This is a genomic window from Nocardia vinacea, assembly GCF_035920345.1.
GTDB lineage: Bacteria > Actinomycetota > Actinomycetes > Mycobacteriales > Mycobacteriaceae > Nocardia > Nocardia vinacea_A.
Map to the genome: position 1 here is coordinate 7040693 of NZ_CP109149.1, position 17118 is coordinate 7057810.

Below are 17118 nucleotides of genomic sequence, written 5' to 3' on the forward strand. Positions count from 1 at the left end.
AGCTGAGCAGCGTCTTGAGCAGCGCCAGAATGGCTTCCATGATGGTCCTACTTTCCTCATCTTTCGGTGAGACTTCGCTCACCACCACCAGCTTTCGGTGATGCAGAGAACCTAACCGAGGGTTGATTAGAAAGGAGGGTGTTTCACAAAATTCTCCGTGATATTTTTGAAATCACCGCAACGTGACCTGACGCGACCGCAGCCCATCCCGGGAACGGCGCTCGTCCGCCGAGAGCGCAGAGTCGTCGGCCAGCGCCGCCGCCAGGCGTTCCCCGAATTCGATCGCCGGTTTGTTCCACTCGCTGGCATGCAGTTCCGGATCCAGGTCGAACACCGGCACCAGCAGACCGTGTGTGCGGAACGAGCCCGCGAAACGCGAGCCATCGCCGAGATGCAGTCCGCCCGACGCATGCAGCCGAGCGAGCGCCAGCATCAGATCGTCCTCGTTCTCCGGGCGCACCCAGCGCAGATGCGCCTTATCACCGGCATCGACCCACCAGCCCGCGCCGATCGCATCGGGCCCGAGATCCAGTCGCGCGGACGGCATTATCGCCTGCTTGGCCTGTTCGATGGTCGCGGCGACCTGCGGATCGGGCTGCACGCCCTCGGGTACCCACCAGTCGAAGTCCTGGTGCACGGTCAGTTCAAGCTGTGCGTCCGCATCGATCACATCGGCCAATCTCGGTCCGCCCTCAGCACTCTCGGCCGCGGTCAGCGATTCCCCGGGTTCGGCGGACTGTGTCCACAGAATCGCCGCCGCGATATCGGCGGCCGGATCCGGACCCTGGAATTGCACCTGCGTGGCGACATATCCGGTCGCCGGCTCGCCCGCCCGCACCAATCCGGCGACCGCGCCCGGCAATACCGTGGCCAGCACGACGGAACGCTCCGCGGCGATATCGGACGACAGCGGCAGCGTCGCGGTCGCCGACGGCACGAATTCGCGCAGCGCGACCAGATCGCACTCCGCGGCCAGCCCTTCGAACGGACGCGCACCGGACTGCGCTGCCTGCAGTTCCAGGGCCGACCGCCGCTCGGCGAGACGCTGGGCCCGGTTCCCTCCGGGCTTCGGACTATTGCGCTTGCTTTTACCCACGGCAGGTCAAACTACAGTGGCTGTGTTTGATTTGCCGCGCCTGGCGGCGCGGCGTGTTCGCGGCCCCCTGGTGTCTCGCGTCCGAGCCGTCGAGACTCGCGCCTGCGGCGCATGCGCTTCGACGACTCGGACGCGAGACGGGCCGCGAACGGTCGCTCGTAAGACTCACTCCGTCGTGGTCGCTGATGGCGGATCGTTCACAGCACCTGATGCCCTCACGCCGGCAGTAGAGTCCCGCGCCTGCGGCGCATGCGCTTCGACGACTCGGACGCGAGACGGGCCGCGAACGGTCGCTCGTAAGACTCGCTCCGTCGTGGTCGCCCGTGCAGGTCGTCAGCCTCTGATATCCGCTCGCCCAGCGGTGGAAACCGATTCGACTCAGGCGGCCGCGAGCAGTGCCTTCGTACGGGCCGGGTGGTTGGTGGCCACCCAGCTGACGCCCAGGTCGGCGCACAAGCGCACATCGTCTGGATCGTCCACCGTCCAGCAGTAAGTGGCGCGGCCCGCGGCGGCGGCCTTGTCGACGAGGTCCGGATGTTCGCGCAGGGTTTTCACCGAGGGACCGACGGCGGTCGCGCCGACCGTGGTCGCGGCGCTGCCGCCCAGGTAGCGCGATGATTCACCGAGCAGGACAGTCGGCAGCAGCGGTGCGGAACGGCGGATCCGCCAGACCGCGGTGGCCGCGAAAGACATGACAACCGCACGGGAGTGATCGGCGGAGGCGGGGGTGGCGATGCCGAAGCGCTGGAGTTCGGCGAGCAGCTTGTTCTCCACCAGCGCGCCGTAGCGCACCGGATGTTTGGTCTCGATGAACAGCTTCGTCGGCCTACTGCGCCAATCGAGTACCAGCTCGATCAGTTCGCTGAGGGTGAGAACCGATGCGGGAGCGCCGTCGGCCCCGAAGTCGAGTCCCGCGAGTTCGTCCAGGGTCATTTCGCTGACCAGTCCGGTGCCCGACGAGGTCCGGTCGACGGTGCGGTCGTGCACGCAGACCAGATGCCCGTCCCTGGTCAGCCGGACATCACACTCCACGCCATCGGCGCCCTCTTGCAGCGCTAGTTCATACGCGGCGAGCGTATGTTCCGGGCGCGCCGCCGACGATCCCCGGTGCGCGACGACGAACGGTGCGCGACTGCCCTGGCTCACTTGGCCAAAACCTCCTCGTGCTCACGGTGCGGTGTACTTGCTTCGAGCGCGACGGGCTCGGGCTGCTTCGCCCCGCCGCCACCCGGCTGCACCGGTTCGATAACGGGTACCGCCGGATCGACGGCGATCACCCACCGGCGCGCAGTCCTGCTGCGGCCGAACAGATCCCGGCCCGCCATCGACCGCTGCACCCAGAGGGTCAGCACCGCGACCCCGGCCGCGACCAGATCGGTGAACGCGGTGAACAGCACACCATCCGCCTTGGCCTGCAGGGTATCCGCGGTTCGCCATAGCAGTGCCGCCACCGTGCAGCCCGCGCCGAGCACCCAGCCCACCCACCAGATGTGCACGGCCCGCAGCGTCCGCGGATCCGGACGCACGGCGACCGTCTCGGTGAGAAATACACCGGGCCACAACAGATTCACCACCGGTATCAGACAGCCGAGTGCGAGCGTCCGGACCAAGCGCGGGTCACGGCGGCCGGCCGCGGCGAAGGCGGCCCGACGCGTTTCGATCAACCAGCCGAGCATCGCGATCGCGGTGATCAACCCGAGCGCGAGGCCGACCAATGCGGAGAGCCACACCATGGCATCGGAGATGTGCAGCAACCACGACGGAATCAGCCGAGTGCGGTTGCGCAGCAGGATCAAATAGCGCCCGAGTTCGGCGCAGGCGGCGATCGCGAAAACAGCCGCGGTCGCCATGAGTAGCGCACCGGCCCTATTGGTCAGCCGGTCCAGCGGCCGTTGTGGCGCAGACGCGGACTCGACCGGCGGATCCAATAGCCCCCAGCGCGGAATCTGCTGGTAGCGCGGCGTTTCCACTGGCGGCCGCGGCCGACCGGAGCTCAACTTTCGGGAGCGCTGATCGGGACGGCGGGCGACCCAGCGGTAGTTTCGCCGCTCGGCGGGGGCGTCGATGGGCGCCGGTGACAACAGCACGCCACGGCAGCGCGGGCACCAGTGCATCGGCGTCGTCTGCACGGCCCAGCGCGCGCCGCAGCGCGCACAAGGTTGTACCACCGTACTCACGGTGTCTCCCTTGCGGCATGTCCGGGCCCTTCGTGGTTACGCAGGCTGCCGCCTGCGGGCCTGACGTTCATGCTGTCTCCCTCGCGGCATGCCCGGGCCCTCCGTGGTTACGCAGGCTGCCGCCTCCGGGCCTGACGTTCATGCTGTCTCCCTCGCGGCATGCCCGGGCCCTCCGTGGTTACGCAGGCTGCCGCCTCCGGGCCTGACGTTCATGCCGGGTGCCCCTCTCTCTTGCCTCAGTAGATCTTCGCCTGGTGATCGCCGTCCGCAACCAATGGTCGACCCACCCGCTGCCATGCCACCATGCCACCGCTGACATTGACCGCGTCGTATCCGATGTGCGCCAGGTACTTGACCACCTCGATGGAGCGGCCGCCCTGGCGGCAGATCACATACAGCTGGGCGTCGTAATCCAGCTCGTCGACGCGGGCGGGCACATCGGCCATCGGAATATGGATCGCCCCCGGCGCATGTCCGAGCTGCCATTCGTCGTCCTCGCGCACGTCGAGCAGAATCGCCGCCGGGGCGTCCGCCGCGACACGCTCGGTCTTGTCGAATTCGTCCGGTACGGCTTCCACCGGCACCGACGACACTTCGGGGCTCGTCACGCTTCGATCCTGCCATGGGTGGCGCACCACGGGGGAGTTCCGGCCCCGCTATGCCGGTGACCCGCAGGCACTTCACGGCCTCGACATCGGCACGTTACCTCGGGTATGTTCTGTGCTTCTGGATCCGGTCCGATGCCCCGCTCCGGGGCCGCTTGTGCATATCTCGGTCGAAGTTATCCACATAATCCACAGCTTGATCCACAGGCACAGCTATCGAACAGCACACCACTCGCAGGCTTCAGCTATCGATCTACAAGGACTGATGCACCGAAACCTGGATCGCTGGCGATACCGAGAGATTGCTGAAGCAAGGCCGCGGTACGAACGACCGATCCGAGACTCCCCTCCTTGCCATCTCGGAGCGGTCATTCGCCGCTGCTTCGGGATCTGAGGCTGTGCAGGTCCCGATATCTACTTGGACGCCGCTGATCGCCGATCGGTTCCCCAAAAAGACCAGAACACTTGCGAATAACTGAAATACCGGGTTCCCGCAGGTGCTGTCGGTAGCCTGGATGCATGAACGTGAGCAGGGGGCTACTCGACGGAATGGAAACGACAGCACTCAACACAGCACTCTCCGAGGCCACATGCCTAGGCCTGGGGGTCGATACCGCAAACGCACAACTGAGCCTCGACCTGGAGGTATTGACGCTTCCGGCCGAGGGCCCCGCGCCCGAGGACCATCGCGTGAAGTTGACATTCACCGGTGTCAGTCGAGTCGCGGCCTCACTGCGCATTCAGGAGTGGGACGACGTGGCGGCCAGGGTGCTGCCGCTACAGCTGGACAAACTGGACGCGGCCATCCGCAGCTTCGGCGGCGGCCGACTGCACGGCTGGGAATTCATCGATGTGGACGACAGTGGCTGGGTGCACTGGAGTGAACTGCTCAGCTTCGACACCCAGATCGACTCGCACGCCGCCACCCACGTCATCGAGTTCTCCCAGGAGGAGGGCATCGACCCGCGCGAACTCGATGTGCGGGTGTGGTTCGACGACATGACGATTCACGACGCCAAGGGCGCCGCAATCCCGCTGAAGGAATTCATCGCGGGCGGGGTGCGCTGGTGGAAGGCGCATGACGCGGGCGATCCGCGGACCATGCGCGCCGGAATCGTGCCGCAGCTGTAGCGCACCTCGAACCGCACACCCGGCCACCGGGTGTGCGGTTGTGTTTCAGGCACCCGAACCGACCGGACAGCTGACGCCGGTGGCGTGCACCGGACAGTAGCCGCCGGGATTCTTGGCCAGATACTGCTGGTGGTAACCCTCGGCGTAGAAGAACTCGGGCAGCGCCCGCAGCGGATCCGTGCCGCCCTGTCCGGGCAGTTCGGTGATCTCCGTGGTGATCTCGCCGTAGCCCGCGGTAGCAAGTCGCTCACCGAAGGTCTGCGCGGTGCTGTGCGCGAGCCGCGCCTGCGCCGCGTCGACGGTGAAGAGCGCCGAGCGATACTGGGTGCCGCGATCGTTGCCCTGCCGCATGCCCTGGGTCGGATCATGGTTCTCCCAGAACCGGCGCAGCACATCGGCGTATTCGATGACGTTCGGATCGAAGACGATCAGCACCGCCTCGGTATGGCCGGTGCGCCCACTGCAGACTTCTTCGTAGGTCGGGTTCCGGGTATAGCCCCCGACGTACCCGACCGCGGTCGTGAAGACACCGTCGAGTAGCCAGAACTCCTGTTCCGCACCCCAGAAACAACCCATGGCCACCACCGCGACCTGCAGACCTTCCGGAAACGGCGGATAGATCGGCCGACCGTTCACATAATGGGTATCCGAGACCAGTATCGGGTCGGGACGACCGGGCAGCGCTTGCTCCGGCGTCACCATCGCTGGCTCGGGAAGACGGACCCGTCCGACTAGTTCGTCGTACCAGGACATGGTGCTCATCCGCCTCTCCGCGTATTCAGGCCATACGAGTCGAGTGCCACGTGGCCTGATCTCAGGTCCTGCGTGCGGTGCCCAGTTGACTTTTGGGCGTACCCGGCGAGTTACCCATGTACTTATGAAATCAGTCGTTCCGTCAAGCGTCCAGCGCGGACCGGGAAAATTAGGCGCCGGAATGAGGGGGCAAGGAGCGCGGTTGCAAACGAGCGGGTGTACGAATGATGGTTGAGTGTGCTCGAGACGAGGGCACACACGGCCCAGACATTAGGAAGGGACATCGTGGCTGAGTACACGTTGCCAGATCTGGATTACGACTACAGCGCCCTGGAGCCCCACATCTCCGGGCAGATCAACGAGATTCATCATTCCAAGCACCACGCTGCCTATGTCGCCGGCGTCAACACCGCGCTGGAGAAGCTCGAGGCCGCACGCGAGGCGGGCGACCACGGCGCGATCTTCCTGAACGAAAAGAACCTGGCCTTCCACCTGGGCGGCCACGTCAACCACTCGATCTGGTGGAAGAACCTCTCCCCCAACGGTGGTGACAAGCCGGTCGGCGAGCTGGCCGCCGCGATCGACGACCAGTTCGGCTCGTTCGACAAGTTCCGCGCGCAGTTCACCGCCGCGGCCAACGGCCTGCAGGGCTCCGGCTGGGCGGTGCTCGGCTATGACACCCTCGGCCAGAAGCTGCTGACCTTCCAGCTCTACGACCAGCAGGCCAACGTGCCGCTGGGCATCATCCCGCTGCTGCAGGTCGACATGTGGGAGCACGCCTTCTACCTGCAGTACAAGAACGTCAAGGCGGACTACGTGACCGCGTTCTGGAACGTCGTCAACTGGGAAGACGTGCAGGAGCGCTTCGCGCGCGCCGTCGGCCAGGCCAAGGGCCTCATCTTCGGCTGAGCCGAGCCCAATTGCAGCGCCTCCGGCGCTGCGTGTTCGCGGCCCCCTTGTGGCTTGCGGCCGAGCCGTCGAGACTCGCGACTGCGTCGCATGCGCTTCGACGACTCGGTCGCAAGCCGGGCCGCGAACGGTGCATGCTCGATCTCGCTTCGCTCGAAACACGGTGTGACGCCGATGCCGTCGCCCGCGGCATGCTTCGTTTGTCCGATTAGCACTCTTTGGTACTTGTGTGCCAACTGAGTTTTGGCGCATCCTCGAGAATCCACAGTTCGAGGACGGGCAAAGCCGCCCCCGGTTCGATCACGGGAGGCATCATGCATACGAACGGACCCATCGGCATCACGCCGTTCCAGGCCCGCGGATCGCTGCGGGGGTTCGTCATCTCCGGACGTTGGCCCGACACCACCAAGGAATGGGCGCAGGTACTCGTGCTCGCCGTGCGGGTGGCCTCATATCCGGGCTTGCTGACCACCTCGACGGTCTTCGGTGTGCGCGAGGAGCTACCGGATGATCCGGCACCTGGCACCGTCGGGCTCGTCCTCGCCGAGGGACCGGTGCTCGGCGACCAGGCGCTGGAACCCGGCCGGTTCGCCGATCATGTGCCGCCGGCGCTGTTGATGTTGCATCCGCCCTCGGAGACCCGGCCATCGCTGCCGGAATGCGTCGGCGTGGCATCGGGTTGTGTGCTCCTGCCCGGCGTTCCGCATCTGGGGTTGGAGCATCGGGCAGCGTGGGCGGAGGCCGAATCCGACGGCACCGTCACCTCTTTGGTGAGCCGGGTCGGACTGGATCCGATCAGCGACCCCGATACCGCGGTTCTGGCCATGCTCCTGGCCGCCTGAACCACTCTTCGCCTAGCCAGTGCCCACCTCGCACCTTGTGCGAGGTGATCCGGCTGCGCAGTGCGTGCCGCTGCAATCGGACGGCATCTTCGGCGGAGTGTCCGGTACCGAGCAAGCCCGAGTAGTAGGTTGCCGACCGGTATACGCTGACACGGAGCTGATTGCCAAGGGCTAGCTCATTTTTGGATGAGCGCGTGCTGCCGGATCTGTCAGGACACCCGAAAATCGACGATTGGATCACCAAACTTATTGTGCGCATTGCGATTTCGATTACAACGGCTTGGCGTGAGTATGGCTGCGGGGGTACAGTCGATGACAGCGAAGGGGAGTAGCCCGCAATCGCGCTGTCGACATACTGGTCCGCCGCCTCACGAGGGCGCGGACCCGGCAGCGTGAACCGGCGTAGATCCGGTGGGCGAGACCTTCGGCCGAGACAACCATTTCGTTGTCGGCCGGAGGCGTAACCCGATCTTCCGGCCGGCAGGCCGGAGCCCGGGAGTGCAGACCATATGATCGCGACGATATTGCTCAGCGTCGGAATCGTCTTTCTCGCCGAGTTGGGTGACAAGTCCCAGCTGATGGCGTTGACGTTCGCGCTGCGCTACCGCTGGTGGGTGGTGCTCGGCGGCATTGCGACCGCGAGTGCGGCGGTGCATCTGATCTCGGTCGGTGTCGGCTACTTCCTCGGTGCCGCGCTGCCCACCCGGGCCATCGCACTGGTCGCCGCGCTCACCTTCCTGGCCGTCGGCCTGTGGACCCTGCACGAACATTTCGGCGACGATGATGCCGAGGCCGAACCCAAGCCGCCGCGTTCCACGACCGCGCCGTTCTTCGTGGTCCTCTCGGCCTTCCTGCTCGCCGAACTCGGCGACCGGACCATGTTCGCCACCGCAGCCCTGGCCACCGACAACAGCTGGATCGGCGTGTGGATCGGCTCCACCATCGGCATGGTCGCCGCCGACGCCCTCGCCATCGCCGCGGGCATCCTGGTCGGCAAGCATCTCCCAGAACATGTCATCGGTATCTGCTCCGGCCTGCTGTTCCTCTACTTCGGCACCGCGAGCCTGCTCACCGCCGCCCGCCCCGACCTCGGCATACTCACCGGCGGCGCACTCGCCACCCTCGCCCCGGCCACAGCAGGCATTGCCCTGCTGATTCGATCGCGCCGCGCACGCCGAAATTCGGAACGCATCCCCAACGATCCGGCACCTGAAGCCGACAGGGTGCGCTGACCGGTCACGCTCCCAGCCCGTCCTCCGGGACGTATCTCCCGGCTTGCCGTTGGACATCATCGGCACGGGCTGCACGCCGCCGAGCGCAGCAAGTAGCCCACGCGCGGACGGTCCGACCGCGGGCGCTCAGGCCCGCACTTCGGACTGACGCAGTATCGCCTCGCCGTAGAGATCACCGCTGCGGCGCACCAGGTCCAGTAGGGGTTCGCGGAGGGCTCGGAGGCTGGGGAGGTCGTCGACGGCTATGCGGGCGGTGACCATGGCGCTGACGGCGGCGGCGAGAGTTTGGCAGGCGAAGCGCTGTTGGTCGGTGCGGGCGTCGAGGACGTCGGCGATCATGGTGACGAATGATTCCTGCAATTGGGCGCGGCGGGCGACCGCCTTCGAACCCACCGCGTAGACCTCGACGAGGTAGAGGCGGGCGTATGCGGGTTCGGCGATCAGTCCGTCGAAGTACGCCTCGAGGATGCGGCCCATCCGATCCGGATCGGCCGGGTTCGCGGCATCCCGCGCATCGCCGCTGATCGCATTCGCGATATTCGCGATCAGCAGTTCGACGGCCCGCTCGTAGGCGGCCTCGAAACAATCCTCTTTGGAACGGAATTGCTCGTAGAAGGTCTCCCGCGAAACCCCGGCCCGCTTCAGGATGACAGCGACCGAGGTCCCGACGTATCCGTTCTCGACCATGGCCTCGGCCATCGCACTCAGGATCCGCTCGCGCTGCGAGGCAATCACCTCCTCCCTCGGCAGGCCGTGTCGCCCCCGCGGGAGTTGGCGTGCGCTGCTTGCGGATTCGGTCATTCAGTGGCTCCGAGGGGTCGGGTGGGCGATATCCGGCCACGCCGGTCGCTCCATCTTGCGGGGTCGGTCCGGTTGGTCGGTGGTGAACGGTGCCTCTTCGGTCCGCGCGATCTCCAACGCCCGCGCCACCCCGCGCCGCAGCGCCATATCGATCACCCGCTGGGCGATCGGCCGGAACGGCAGCGCCACCGCCACCCACCACGGCGATACCACCTGACGTTTGCGCCGGGCGATGGCACGCTCGACCGCATCGATCGCGGGACCGAGCGGTGCGACTCCCGACACCGTGGACCGGCCGAGAATGGCCCGCGCTGCGGCGGTGCCGAAGCCGCGCGCGGTCATATCGGTATCGAGTTCGGCGAAATACGCGACCCCGACCTTCGCGCCGGTGTGCCTGACCTCGTGCCGCAACGTATTACCGAGCGCCTCCACCCCGGCCTTCGATGCGCTGTATGCCCCGACCAACGGCAGATTTACAGCGGCCGCCAGCGACGAGATGACCAGCGCATACCCGTCCGGATGACAGATGTGCGGTCCGGCGGCGCGCAACGTGTAGTAGACGCCGAGCACATTGACCGCCAGCGTCTCCTCCATGACCGCCGGATCCCCGCCGAGCAGCGCCAATTGTTTGGCGATCCCGGCATTGGCCACCACCACATCCAGCCCGCCGAGTTCGGTGACCAGCGTGCTCACCACCCGCTCCACCTGCCGGTGATCGGCGATATCGCAATAGCGCCACGGCGCGTCCCCGCATTCGTGCGCAACCTCCGCGAGCAGATCCGCCTCCAGCCCGAGCAGCGCTACTTTCGCCCCTTTCGCGTGCAACTGCCGCGCCAGTGCGGCGCCGATACCGCGCGCCGCGCCGGTGATCAGAATCCGGCGCCCGGCGACGGACGCGGTGGAAAACAGGTGCGCACCCGTCACCCGGCCGCCTCTCATCGAATCGCTTCGCGATGCTGCATAGCTGCGACGATACCAGCCGCGAACACATATGTTCGCAAATAATTTTCTGTTTATCCGACAGTGCTATGGAGGGCTGGCATCGGGTGCAAGGGAGCCGTGATCGGCCTCTCATACTGCACCGGTTAGGGTGCAATTGACGAAGGGCCAACTGGCTGTCACGAACGAGAGGACCATCGTGGAGATTTCGGGTTCCGCCGCCATCATCACCGGAGGCGCATCCGGCCTCGGCGCCGCCACTGCCAAGCGTTTCGCCGACCTGGGCGCAACCGTCTTCGGACTCGACGTACCCCAATCCATCGAGCGCGCCGGGGATAACGTGCCCGACGGTGTCACCCTCATCCCCGCCGACGTCACCAGCAACGACGAGGTTGCCGCCGCCGTCGCGCAGATCGTCGAATCCGGTGCGCCGCTGCGCATCGTGGTGAACTGCGCCGGTGTCGGCTGGGCCGGACGCATCCTGTCCAAGAACGGCCCGCACGATCTGGAGCTGTTCCGCACCGTCATCACCGTCAACCTGCTCGGCACCTTCAATGTGATGCGCCTGGCCGCCGACGCGATCGCCAAGACCGACACCGTCGACGAATACGGCCAGCGCGGCGTGATCATCAACACCGCCTCGGTCGCCGCATTCGAGGGCCAGATCGGCCAGATCGCGTACTCGGCCTCCAAGGGTGGCGTGCACGGCATGACCGTCCCGGCCGCGCGTGACCTGGCCCAGTTCGGCATCCGCGTGAACACCATCGCCCCCGGCATCATCGACACCCCGATGCTCGCCGGTGTCACCGAGGAGTACCGCAAGGGCCTCGAGGCCGGTGTGCCGTTCCCGTCGCGCCTGGGCCGCCCGGACGAGTACGCGCAGCTGTCGCAGTACATCGTCGAGCACGACTACCTCAACGGCGAGACCATCCGCATGGACGGCGCCCTGCGCATGGCTCCCCGCTAAGAGCCCGACCTCAGCCGAGATCGGTTATGGCCTCGAACCGCGGGCTCCAAAGGAGCCCAGCGCAACAACTGATTTCGTAAGTACATCGGTACCTCATCGGGTACGCCCAAAAGCCGAATGGGTGCCACGACCGCCGGCCCTACGACCGACGATCGTGGCACCCAACTGCTATGGCCTGAATATCCGGGGAGGCGGACTAGCTCGGTTTGTGGCCGATGCCGAGGAATGCCGTGGTGGACAGGGGCTTGTTCGGGCGGTAGTTGACGGCGAGGTAGGCGCGCATCAGTGCGACGCGTTCGGCCCAGACCTGCTCGCCGACGGTGCGACGCATCAGCAGCAGCGGGGCGCTGCTGCGCACCATGGTTTCCCACATCTCGTCGGAGTCGGCGAAACCGAGCGTGCTGGTGTGGCGTTGGATGCTCACCCCGGCGAAGCCCGCGGTGCGCATCTCGGTCGCGAAGACCTCCGGATTTTCCAGGTTGAGGAAGTTGGGCAGGGGTTCGGAGATGGTCGGATCGGCGGCGGCGAAGGCGCCGAACATCATTCGCATGAGCGTCGATTCGGCCACCGGTGCCCAACTCGACACCACGGCGGTGGCACCGGGACGCAGTACCCGGAACAATTCTGCGAAGCCCTTGGCCCGATCCGGGAAGAACATCAGCCCGAACATCGAAAAACCGGCATCGAAGCTGTCGTCGTCGAACGGCAGCGCCTGCCCGTCCCCCACCCGTGTTTCGATATTGGTCAGCCCAGCTGTGCGGGCGTCCTCGGTGAGTCGCTGGATCATCGGCTCGGAGAAGTCGATAGCCGATACCTGTGCCACCCGCTCGGCGGCGGGCAGACTCAGCGTGCCGGGCCCCGCCGCGACATCGACAATCTGTGATTGCGCCGAAAGGCTGGCCAGTTCTAGTGCGCGAGCGGAGAAGGGCGCCATGATCGCGGGTCCGAATTCGGCATATCCGTCGGCAACGAGATCCCACGGCTCGGCGGCGGCAAGCGGGTTACCAGACATCAGCTGACGATCCTTTCGACCGTCCAAGGCTAACCGGGCAGTACCCCCGGAACCTACCAACTCCGGCCGATCTCGCTGTGCGCCAAGCAGATCAGATCTTGCGTTCGAAGGTGATCAGGTGATGACCCGGTCCGTTGTAATCACGCACCGGTCCGGCGACGGTGAAGCCCAGATGCCGGTGGAAGCCGATCGACGCGTCATTGCCGGGCGCGGTGATCGCCTTCACGATGTGCCGGTCATTCGCCCTGGCGATCGCGAAGAACCGCTCGTACAGCTCGCGCGCGAGGCCGCTCTTGCGGGACTGCGGATCGACGCCGACGAAGTGGATGTAGGCCTCATCGGATTCCGACGGCGAGAGGAAGCCGATCAGGAATCCGGCCAGCCATTCGGTCGGTTCCCGCCATCCAGCGCCGGGCACCTCGGCGACCAGGCTGGTTCGGTAGAAATGATCGAGGAACAACCTGGGCAGGTGCGGTAACACCGAGCGTCCCCACCAGTCATCGATGACGGTGGCGATGGCGTCGTAGTCATCGGCACGTGCGGCCCGGATGACCGGCCCGTTCGCATTCGGCACGTCAGCTAGCCCGCCTCCCGCATATTCAAGCCAGATCAAGTGCCACGATAGTCGCGTTGGCGCCCAGCGGTGAATCGGTGCAGGGCTTAGCCTGTCCCCGATGAGTTACCCATGTGCCACGGAAATCAGTTGTCTTGTCCGACAACCTTGCGGGTCGTCGCAGACCTGGTGAGCGGCTCACACAGGTTGGAGAACCTACGTGAGCCGCTCACTGGTTATGTGTCCCCGATTCTTCGCAGGTCGACCTTCAGAGCGTGCGGGTCAGGCGCTCGGTGAGGATCTGAGCGAAGCGGGCCGGATCCTTGAGTTCGCCGCCCTCGGCGAGAACCGCTGTGCCGTAGAGCAATTCGGCGGTCTCGGTGAGTTCGGGAACCTTGCCCGCGTCGGCGTCGTCCCGGCGGGTGTCGTAGGCGTCGCGCAGACCGGTGACCAGCGGGTGGGTCGGGTTGAGCTCGAGGATCCGCTTGGACTCGGGCACCAGCTGACCGGAGGCGCGGTACATGCGCTCCAGCATCGGGGTGAAGTCGAAAACATCACCGACGAGGCAGGCCGGCGAGGTGGTGAGCCGGTTGGTCAGGCGCACCTCCTTGACATTGTCCAGGGTCTTGCCGAGCCAGCCGAGCACTTCGGCGAAGTCCTTGTCCTGCTGTTCACGCAGCGATTCGGTGGCCTTCTTCTCCTCCTCGGTCTCCAGATCGACCTCGCCCTTGGCGATGGACTGCAACGGCTTACCGTCGAATTCGGTTACCGAACCGACCCACATCTCGTCGACCGGATCGATCAGGATCAGCACCTCGCGGCCCTTGGCCTTGAAGGCCTCCATATGCGGGGAGCTTTCGACCTGCTGACGGGTCTCGCCGGTCATGTAGTAAATGGCGTCCTGGCCGTCCTGCATCCGCTCGACGTAGGCGGCGAGGGAGGTCAGCTCTTCCTCGGAGTTGGTCGAGGCGAATGAGGAGACCTGCAGCAGCGTCTCGCGGTTGTCGAAGTCCGACAGCAGGCCCTCCTTGAGGACGCGCCCGAACTCCTTCCAGAACGTCTGGTATTTCTCCTGATCCTCCGCGCCCTGCAGTTCCTTGACCGTCGAGAGCACCTTCTTCACCAGGCGCTTGCGGATCATCTGGATCTGCCGGTCCTGCTGCAGGATCTCGCGGGAGACATTCAGCGACAGGTCCTGCGCGTCCACCACACCCTTGACGAAGCGCAGGTATTCCGGCATGAGCTCTTCGCAGTTGTCCATGATGAACACCCGCTTGACGTAGAGCTGCACACCGCGCTTGTGCTCGCGGGTGAACAGGTCGAAGGGTGCGTGCGACGGAACGAACAGCAGTGCTTGGTACTCGAAGGTGCCCTCGGCCTTCATCGGGATGATCTCCAGCGGATCGTCCCAGCCGTGGCTGACGTGCTTGTAGAACTCCTTGTACTCCTCGTCGCTGACCTCGCTCTTCGGGCGGGTCCACAGCGCCTTCATGGAGTTGAGGGTCTGCTCCTCGAGAATCGTCTTCTCGGTCTTCTCCTCACCCTCCCCCTCGGTGACGGTCCGCTCGACCTGCATGCGGATCGGCCAGGCGATGAAGTCCGAGTACTTCTTGACGATCTCGCGGAGCTTCCACTCCAGGGTGTAGTCGAAGAGGTGGTCGTCCTCGTCCGGGGTCTTGAGATGCAGCGATACGGCGGTGCCCTGCGGGGCCTCGTCGAGGGTTTCGATGGTGTAGGTCGAGCTGCCCGCGGCCGACTCCCAGCGGGTGCCCTCGGTCTCGCCCGCCTTGCGTGTGGTCAGGGTGACCTTGTCGGCGACCATGAAGGTCGAATAGAAGCCGATGCCGAACTGGCCGATCAGCTCCTCGGCGGCCGCCTCGGATTTCGCCTCGTTCAGTTTCTTGCGCAGCTCCGCGGTGCCGGATTTGGCCAGGGTGCCGATCAGATCGACCACCTCGGCGCGGGACATGCCGATGCCGTTATCCCTGACGGTCAGGATCCGGTTGTCCTTGTCGACCTCCAGCTCGATATGCAGATCGGCGGTGTCGACGTGCAGATCCTTATCCCGGAAGGACTCCAGCCGCAGCTTGTCCAGCGCGTCAGAGGCATTCGAGATCAGCTCCCGCAGGAACGTGTCCTTGTTGGAGTAGACCGAATGGATCATCAGCTCGAGCAGCTGATGGGTTTCTGCCTGGAACTCGAGTTGTTCGACGTGCTCTGTCACGTCGCGATGGTACCGCCGCGCCTATCCGACATCCGCCGACATCTGCCCGAAGTCGGCCAAGCCGGGCACTTCGATGTCGGCGCGGTGGGGATCATCCGCCCGTGTGGGCCGGGGATGCATCCATTCGCGCAGCACCATGGTGGCCCGCACATCGTCCTCGTTGTACTCCAGCAGCCGGGTGCGCTGACTCAGCTCGGGTTCGCCCTCGTAGCCGACGGCCAGCCGATACCAGCTCATCGACGCCTCACCGCCCGCCTCGGGATCGCGCCAGGAGAACCCGGCCACCGGCGCGATCTTCTTGAGCCCCTTGCCATTCGGGCAGATGAATTGATCGGAGACGGCCTGGAACATATCCACCCACTGCGGTCCGTCGACGAAGGCGCGCACCTGATCGACCGTCGGCACCCCGGGCTTACCCGCGAACCGACGCGCCGATTCGTAGAGCCATTTGTCCTCGGCGGTACGCGAATAGCAGTAGGCGGCGAAGGTTTTCCCGGCCGCGACGGCCTCGGCGCGCACCGTCATCAGCCAGGTCCAGAACTCGCCGAAGGAGCGGCCCTCATCTTCGGTGGGCAGCGGATCCCAGGTGACGAACGGGCGGTACACGCCGTCGAGCAGCGTGCCCCACAGATACGCGCCGTACTCCTGGAAGCTCTCCAGATCGACGTCCACCTCGACATCGGCCCGGCGCACCCAGACCCGCTCGACCCGGCGCACCAGCGGCGCGCCCGCGAGCCAGGCGCGGGCGGTCACCACGGCCTCGTCGAACGGGCCGTGCTGCCAGTCCTCCGGATCGTCGCCGACCCAGGCGGCCAAATCGTCGATGGTCTCGACGCCGTGTCCGCGCAGCACCTCCGCGCGGGAACCGGGCGCGACCAGGCTCACGTCCCGGTGCTCGATCAGCCAGCCCTCGCAACTCTGGCCCGCGACCTGCGCCTCATCGGCGGGCGCCTTGCGCGTCCACCACGGGCACTGGCGGCATTCGGGCACCTTCGACGGAACTGTTGGCAATTCCCCGCGCACCACCGCGATTCGATCGGCATAGCGCCGGTCGTAATCGGCGAGCAGCGGGCCGAGATCGTGCACCAGGATGCGGTCGAAGTGGTAGCCGATCACGCCGCCGACCAGCGCCGGACTGGCCAGACCGTGGCGCTGCAGCATGCGGTACAGATGCGCGAGCCGCTGTTGATCGCGGGGCTGCTGGCGCAGTTTGCGATGCGGATCCGGTTGCGGATCCCAGTGATACGGATCCGAGGTGGTCGGGTGGAAATCGGCCGGTTCGGGCTGGCGCGGGTCGGTGACCTTGTGATTGACCACGATGACCGGGATGTAGCCGCCACGATCGCGGTCACGCAGCAGGATCTCCGAACCACCGCGGCGGCCGGTATCCGGTTCCTGTGGCAGCAGTCCGCCCCAGATGTGTTGTGCGCCTTCGGCACACGCGCGCATCGTGGCCGCGGCCCGCTCCCCCGCGCGCAGCGTCGGATCGATCACCACCCAGTTGTCCGGATCCGCGGCGATCAGCGCCTCACGCACCCGGGTGCGATGCGCGGTCGCGGCCTCCCGGCGCTGACGGACCCCGGCATCCTCGATCACCCCGGTCAGCAGGTTCGGATGCGCGGAATTCAAATGCAATCGGTGCCGACACCCGATCAATGCTCTGGCATCGACGAATGCGGCCGGCTCGACGGGCATCGACGCAGCACTCACCTCGGCCTGCCGCTCGTCGGCTACGCCTTCGTGATTGCGACCGTCGCGGTCACCGCTGCCCGAATACACATACGCAGTATGGTCCAGACCCCTGACAACTCTGTGAACCGCATGACACGACCTGCTGCGGGGACAGGTGAATCGGTAGCAGGGGGCAACGAATGATT

At 65.8% G+C, this 17118-nt stretch carries 16 protein-coding genes; 5 read left to right on the plus strand and 11 right to left on the minus strand.

The window, feature by feature from the left end; all coding sequences use genetic code 11:
• Positions 1 to 172: 172 nt before the first annotated feature.
• From OIE68_RS32110 to OIE68_RS32125, 4 genes are all read right to left on the minus strand, one after another.
• Positions 173 to 1096, minus strand: a complete 924-nt coding sequence (locus OIE68_RS32110; RefSeq protein WP_327094733.1) for a DUF5926 family protein — start codon at positions 1094 to 1096, stop codon at positions 173 to 175.
• A 378-nt stretch (positions 1097 to 1474) separates the two neighbouring features.
• Positions 1475 to 2242, minus strand: a complete 768-nt coding sequence (locus tag OIE68_RS32115; protein WP_040685723.1) for a glycerophosphodiester phosphodiesterase — start codon at positions 2240 to 2242, stop codon at positions 1475 to 1477.
• On the minus strand, positions 2239 to 3273 hold the full coding sequence (locus tag OIE68_RS32120) for a DUF4328 domain-containing protein (RefSeq protein WP_327094734.1): 1035 nt from the start codon (positions 3271 to 3273) through the stop codon (positions 2239 to 2241). Before OIE68_RS32120 ends, OIE68_RS32115 begins: the two co-directional genes overlap by 4 nt.
• A 236-nt stretch (positions 3274 to 3509) precedes the next feature.
• Positions 3510 to 3881, minus strand: coding sequence for a rhodanese-like domain-containing protein (locus OIE68_RS32125; RefSeq protein ID WP_040685721.1), 372 nt, complete (start codon positions 3879 to 3881; stop codon positions 3510 to 3512).
• A gap of 516 nt (positions 3882 to 4397) precedes the next feature.
• Between OIE68_RS32125 and OIE68_RS32130 the strand changes: the two genes are divergently transcribed.
• Positions 4398 to 5009 carry a hypothetical protein gene (locus OIE68_RS32130; RefSeq protein WP_327094735.1) on the plus strand — a complete coding sequence of 204 codons (612 nt, stop codon included), beginning with the start codon at positions 4398 to 4400 and terminating at the stop codon, positions 5007 to 5009.
• 45 nt (positions 5010 to 5054) lie between these two features.
• Here the strand turns inward: OIE68_RS32130 and msrA are convergent, their stop codons facing one another.
• On the minus strand, positions 5055 to 5762 hold the full coding sequence (gene msrA, locus OIE68_RS32135) for a peptide-methionine (S)-S-oxide reductase MsrA (RefSeq protein WP_327101890.1): 708 nt from the start codon (positions 5760 to 5762) through the stop codon (positions 5055 to 5057).
• A 285-nt stretch (positions 5763 to 6047) separates the two neighbouring features.
• Here msrA and OIE68_RS32140 point away from each other — a divergent pair, with 285 nt between their 5' ends.
• The 3 genes from OIE68_RS32140 (at position 6048) to OIE68_RS32150 (ending at position 8745) form a co-directional block, all read left to right on the plus strand.
• Positions 6048 to 6671 (plus strand): superoxide dismutase, encoded by a 624-nt coding sequence (locus tag OIE68_RS32140; protein ID WP_040685719.1) that lies wholly within the window; start codon positions 6048 to 6050, stop codon positions 6669 to 6671.
• Between the two features lie 314 nt (positions 6672 to 6985).
• Positions 6986 to 7513, plus strand: a complete 528-nt coding sequence (locus OIE68_RS32145; RefSeq protein ID WP_040685718.1) for a hypothetical protein — start codon at positions 6986 to 6988, stop codon at positions 7511 to 7513.
• A gap of 509 nt (positions 7514 to 8022) precedes the next feature.
• Positions 8023 to 8745 carry a TMEM165/GDT1 family protein gene (locus OIE68_RS32150; protein ID WP_327094736.1) on the plus strand — a complete coding sequence of 241 codons (723 nt, stop codon included), beginning with the start codon at positions 8023 to 8025 and terminating at the stop codon, positions 8743 to 8745.
• Between the two features lie 126 nt (positions 8746 to 8871).
• On the opposite strand, the gene OIE68_RS32155 is transcribed toward OIE68_RS32150, so the two are convergent.
• Together OIE68_RS32155 and OIE68_RS32160 are read right to left on the minus strand one after the other, a co-directional pair.
• A complete protein-coding gene (locus tag OIE68_RS32155) occupies positions 8872 to 9546 on the minus strand; it encodes a TetR/AcrR family transcriptional regulator (protein ID WP_327094737.1) in 675 nt (224 codons plus the stop codon).
• A complete protein-coding gene (locus OIE68_RS32160; protein ID WP_327094738.1) occupies positions 9547 to 10470 on the minus strand; it encodes an SDR family NAD(P)-dependent oxidoreductase in 924 nt (307 codons plus the stop codon).
• 214 nt (positions 10471 to 10684) lie between these two features.
• On the opposite strand from OIE68_RS32160, the gene OIE68_RS32165 reads away from it, so the two are divergent.
• A complete protein-coding gene (locus tag OIE68_RS32165; protein ID WP_327094739.1) occupies positions 10685 to 11452 on the plus strand; it encodes an SDR family NAD(P)-dependent oxidoreductase in 768 nt (255 codons plus the stop codon).
• A 196-nt stretch (positions 11453 to 11648) separates the two neighbouring features.
• On the opposite strand, the gene OIE68_RS32170 is transcribed toward OIE68_RS32165, so the two are convergent.
• From OIE68_RS32170 to OIE68_RS32185, 4 genes are all read right to left on the minus strand, one after another.
• Positions 11649 to 12464, minus strand: coding sequence for a class I SAM-dependent methyltransferase (locus OIE68_RS32170; protein WP_327094740.1), 816 nt, complete (start codon positions 12462 to 12464; stop codon positions 11649 to 11651).
• 91 nt (positions 12465 to 12555) lie between these two features.
• The gene (locus OIE68_RS32175; RefSeq protein ID WP_327094741.1) at positions 12556 to 13038 is read right to left on the minus strand and encodes a GNAT family N-acetyltransferase; all 483 of its coding nucleotides are present in this window, start codon (positions 13036 to 13038) and stop codon (positions 12556 to 12558) included.
• Positions 13039 to 13285: 247 nt separating this feature from the next.
• Positions 13286 to 15241: a molecular chaperone HtpG gene (gene htpG, locus OIE68_RS32180; protein WP_327094742.1), complete on the minus strand. Its 1956-nt coding sequence runs from the start codon at positions 15239 to 15241 to the stop codon at positions 13286 to 13288.
• A 21-nt stretch (positions 15242 to 15262) separates the two neighbouring features.
• On the minus strand, positions 15263 to 16936 hold the full coding sequence (locus tag OIE68_RS32185) for a TM0106 family RecB-like putative nuclease (RefSeq protein WP_327101891.1): 1674 nt from the start codon (positions 16934 to 16936) through the stop codon (positions 15263 to 15265).
• Between the last annotated feature and the right edge of the window lie 182 nt (positions 16937 to 17118).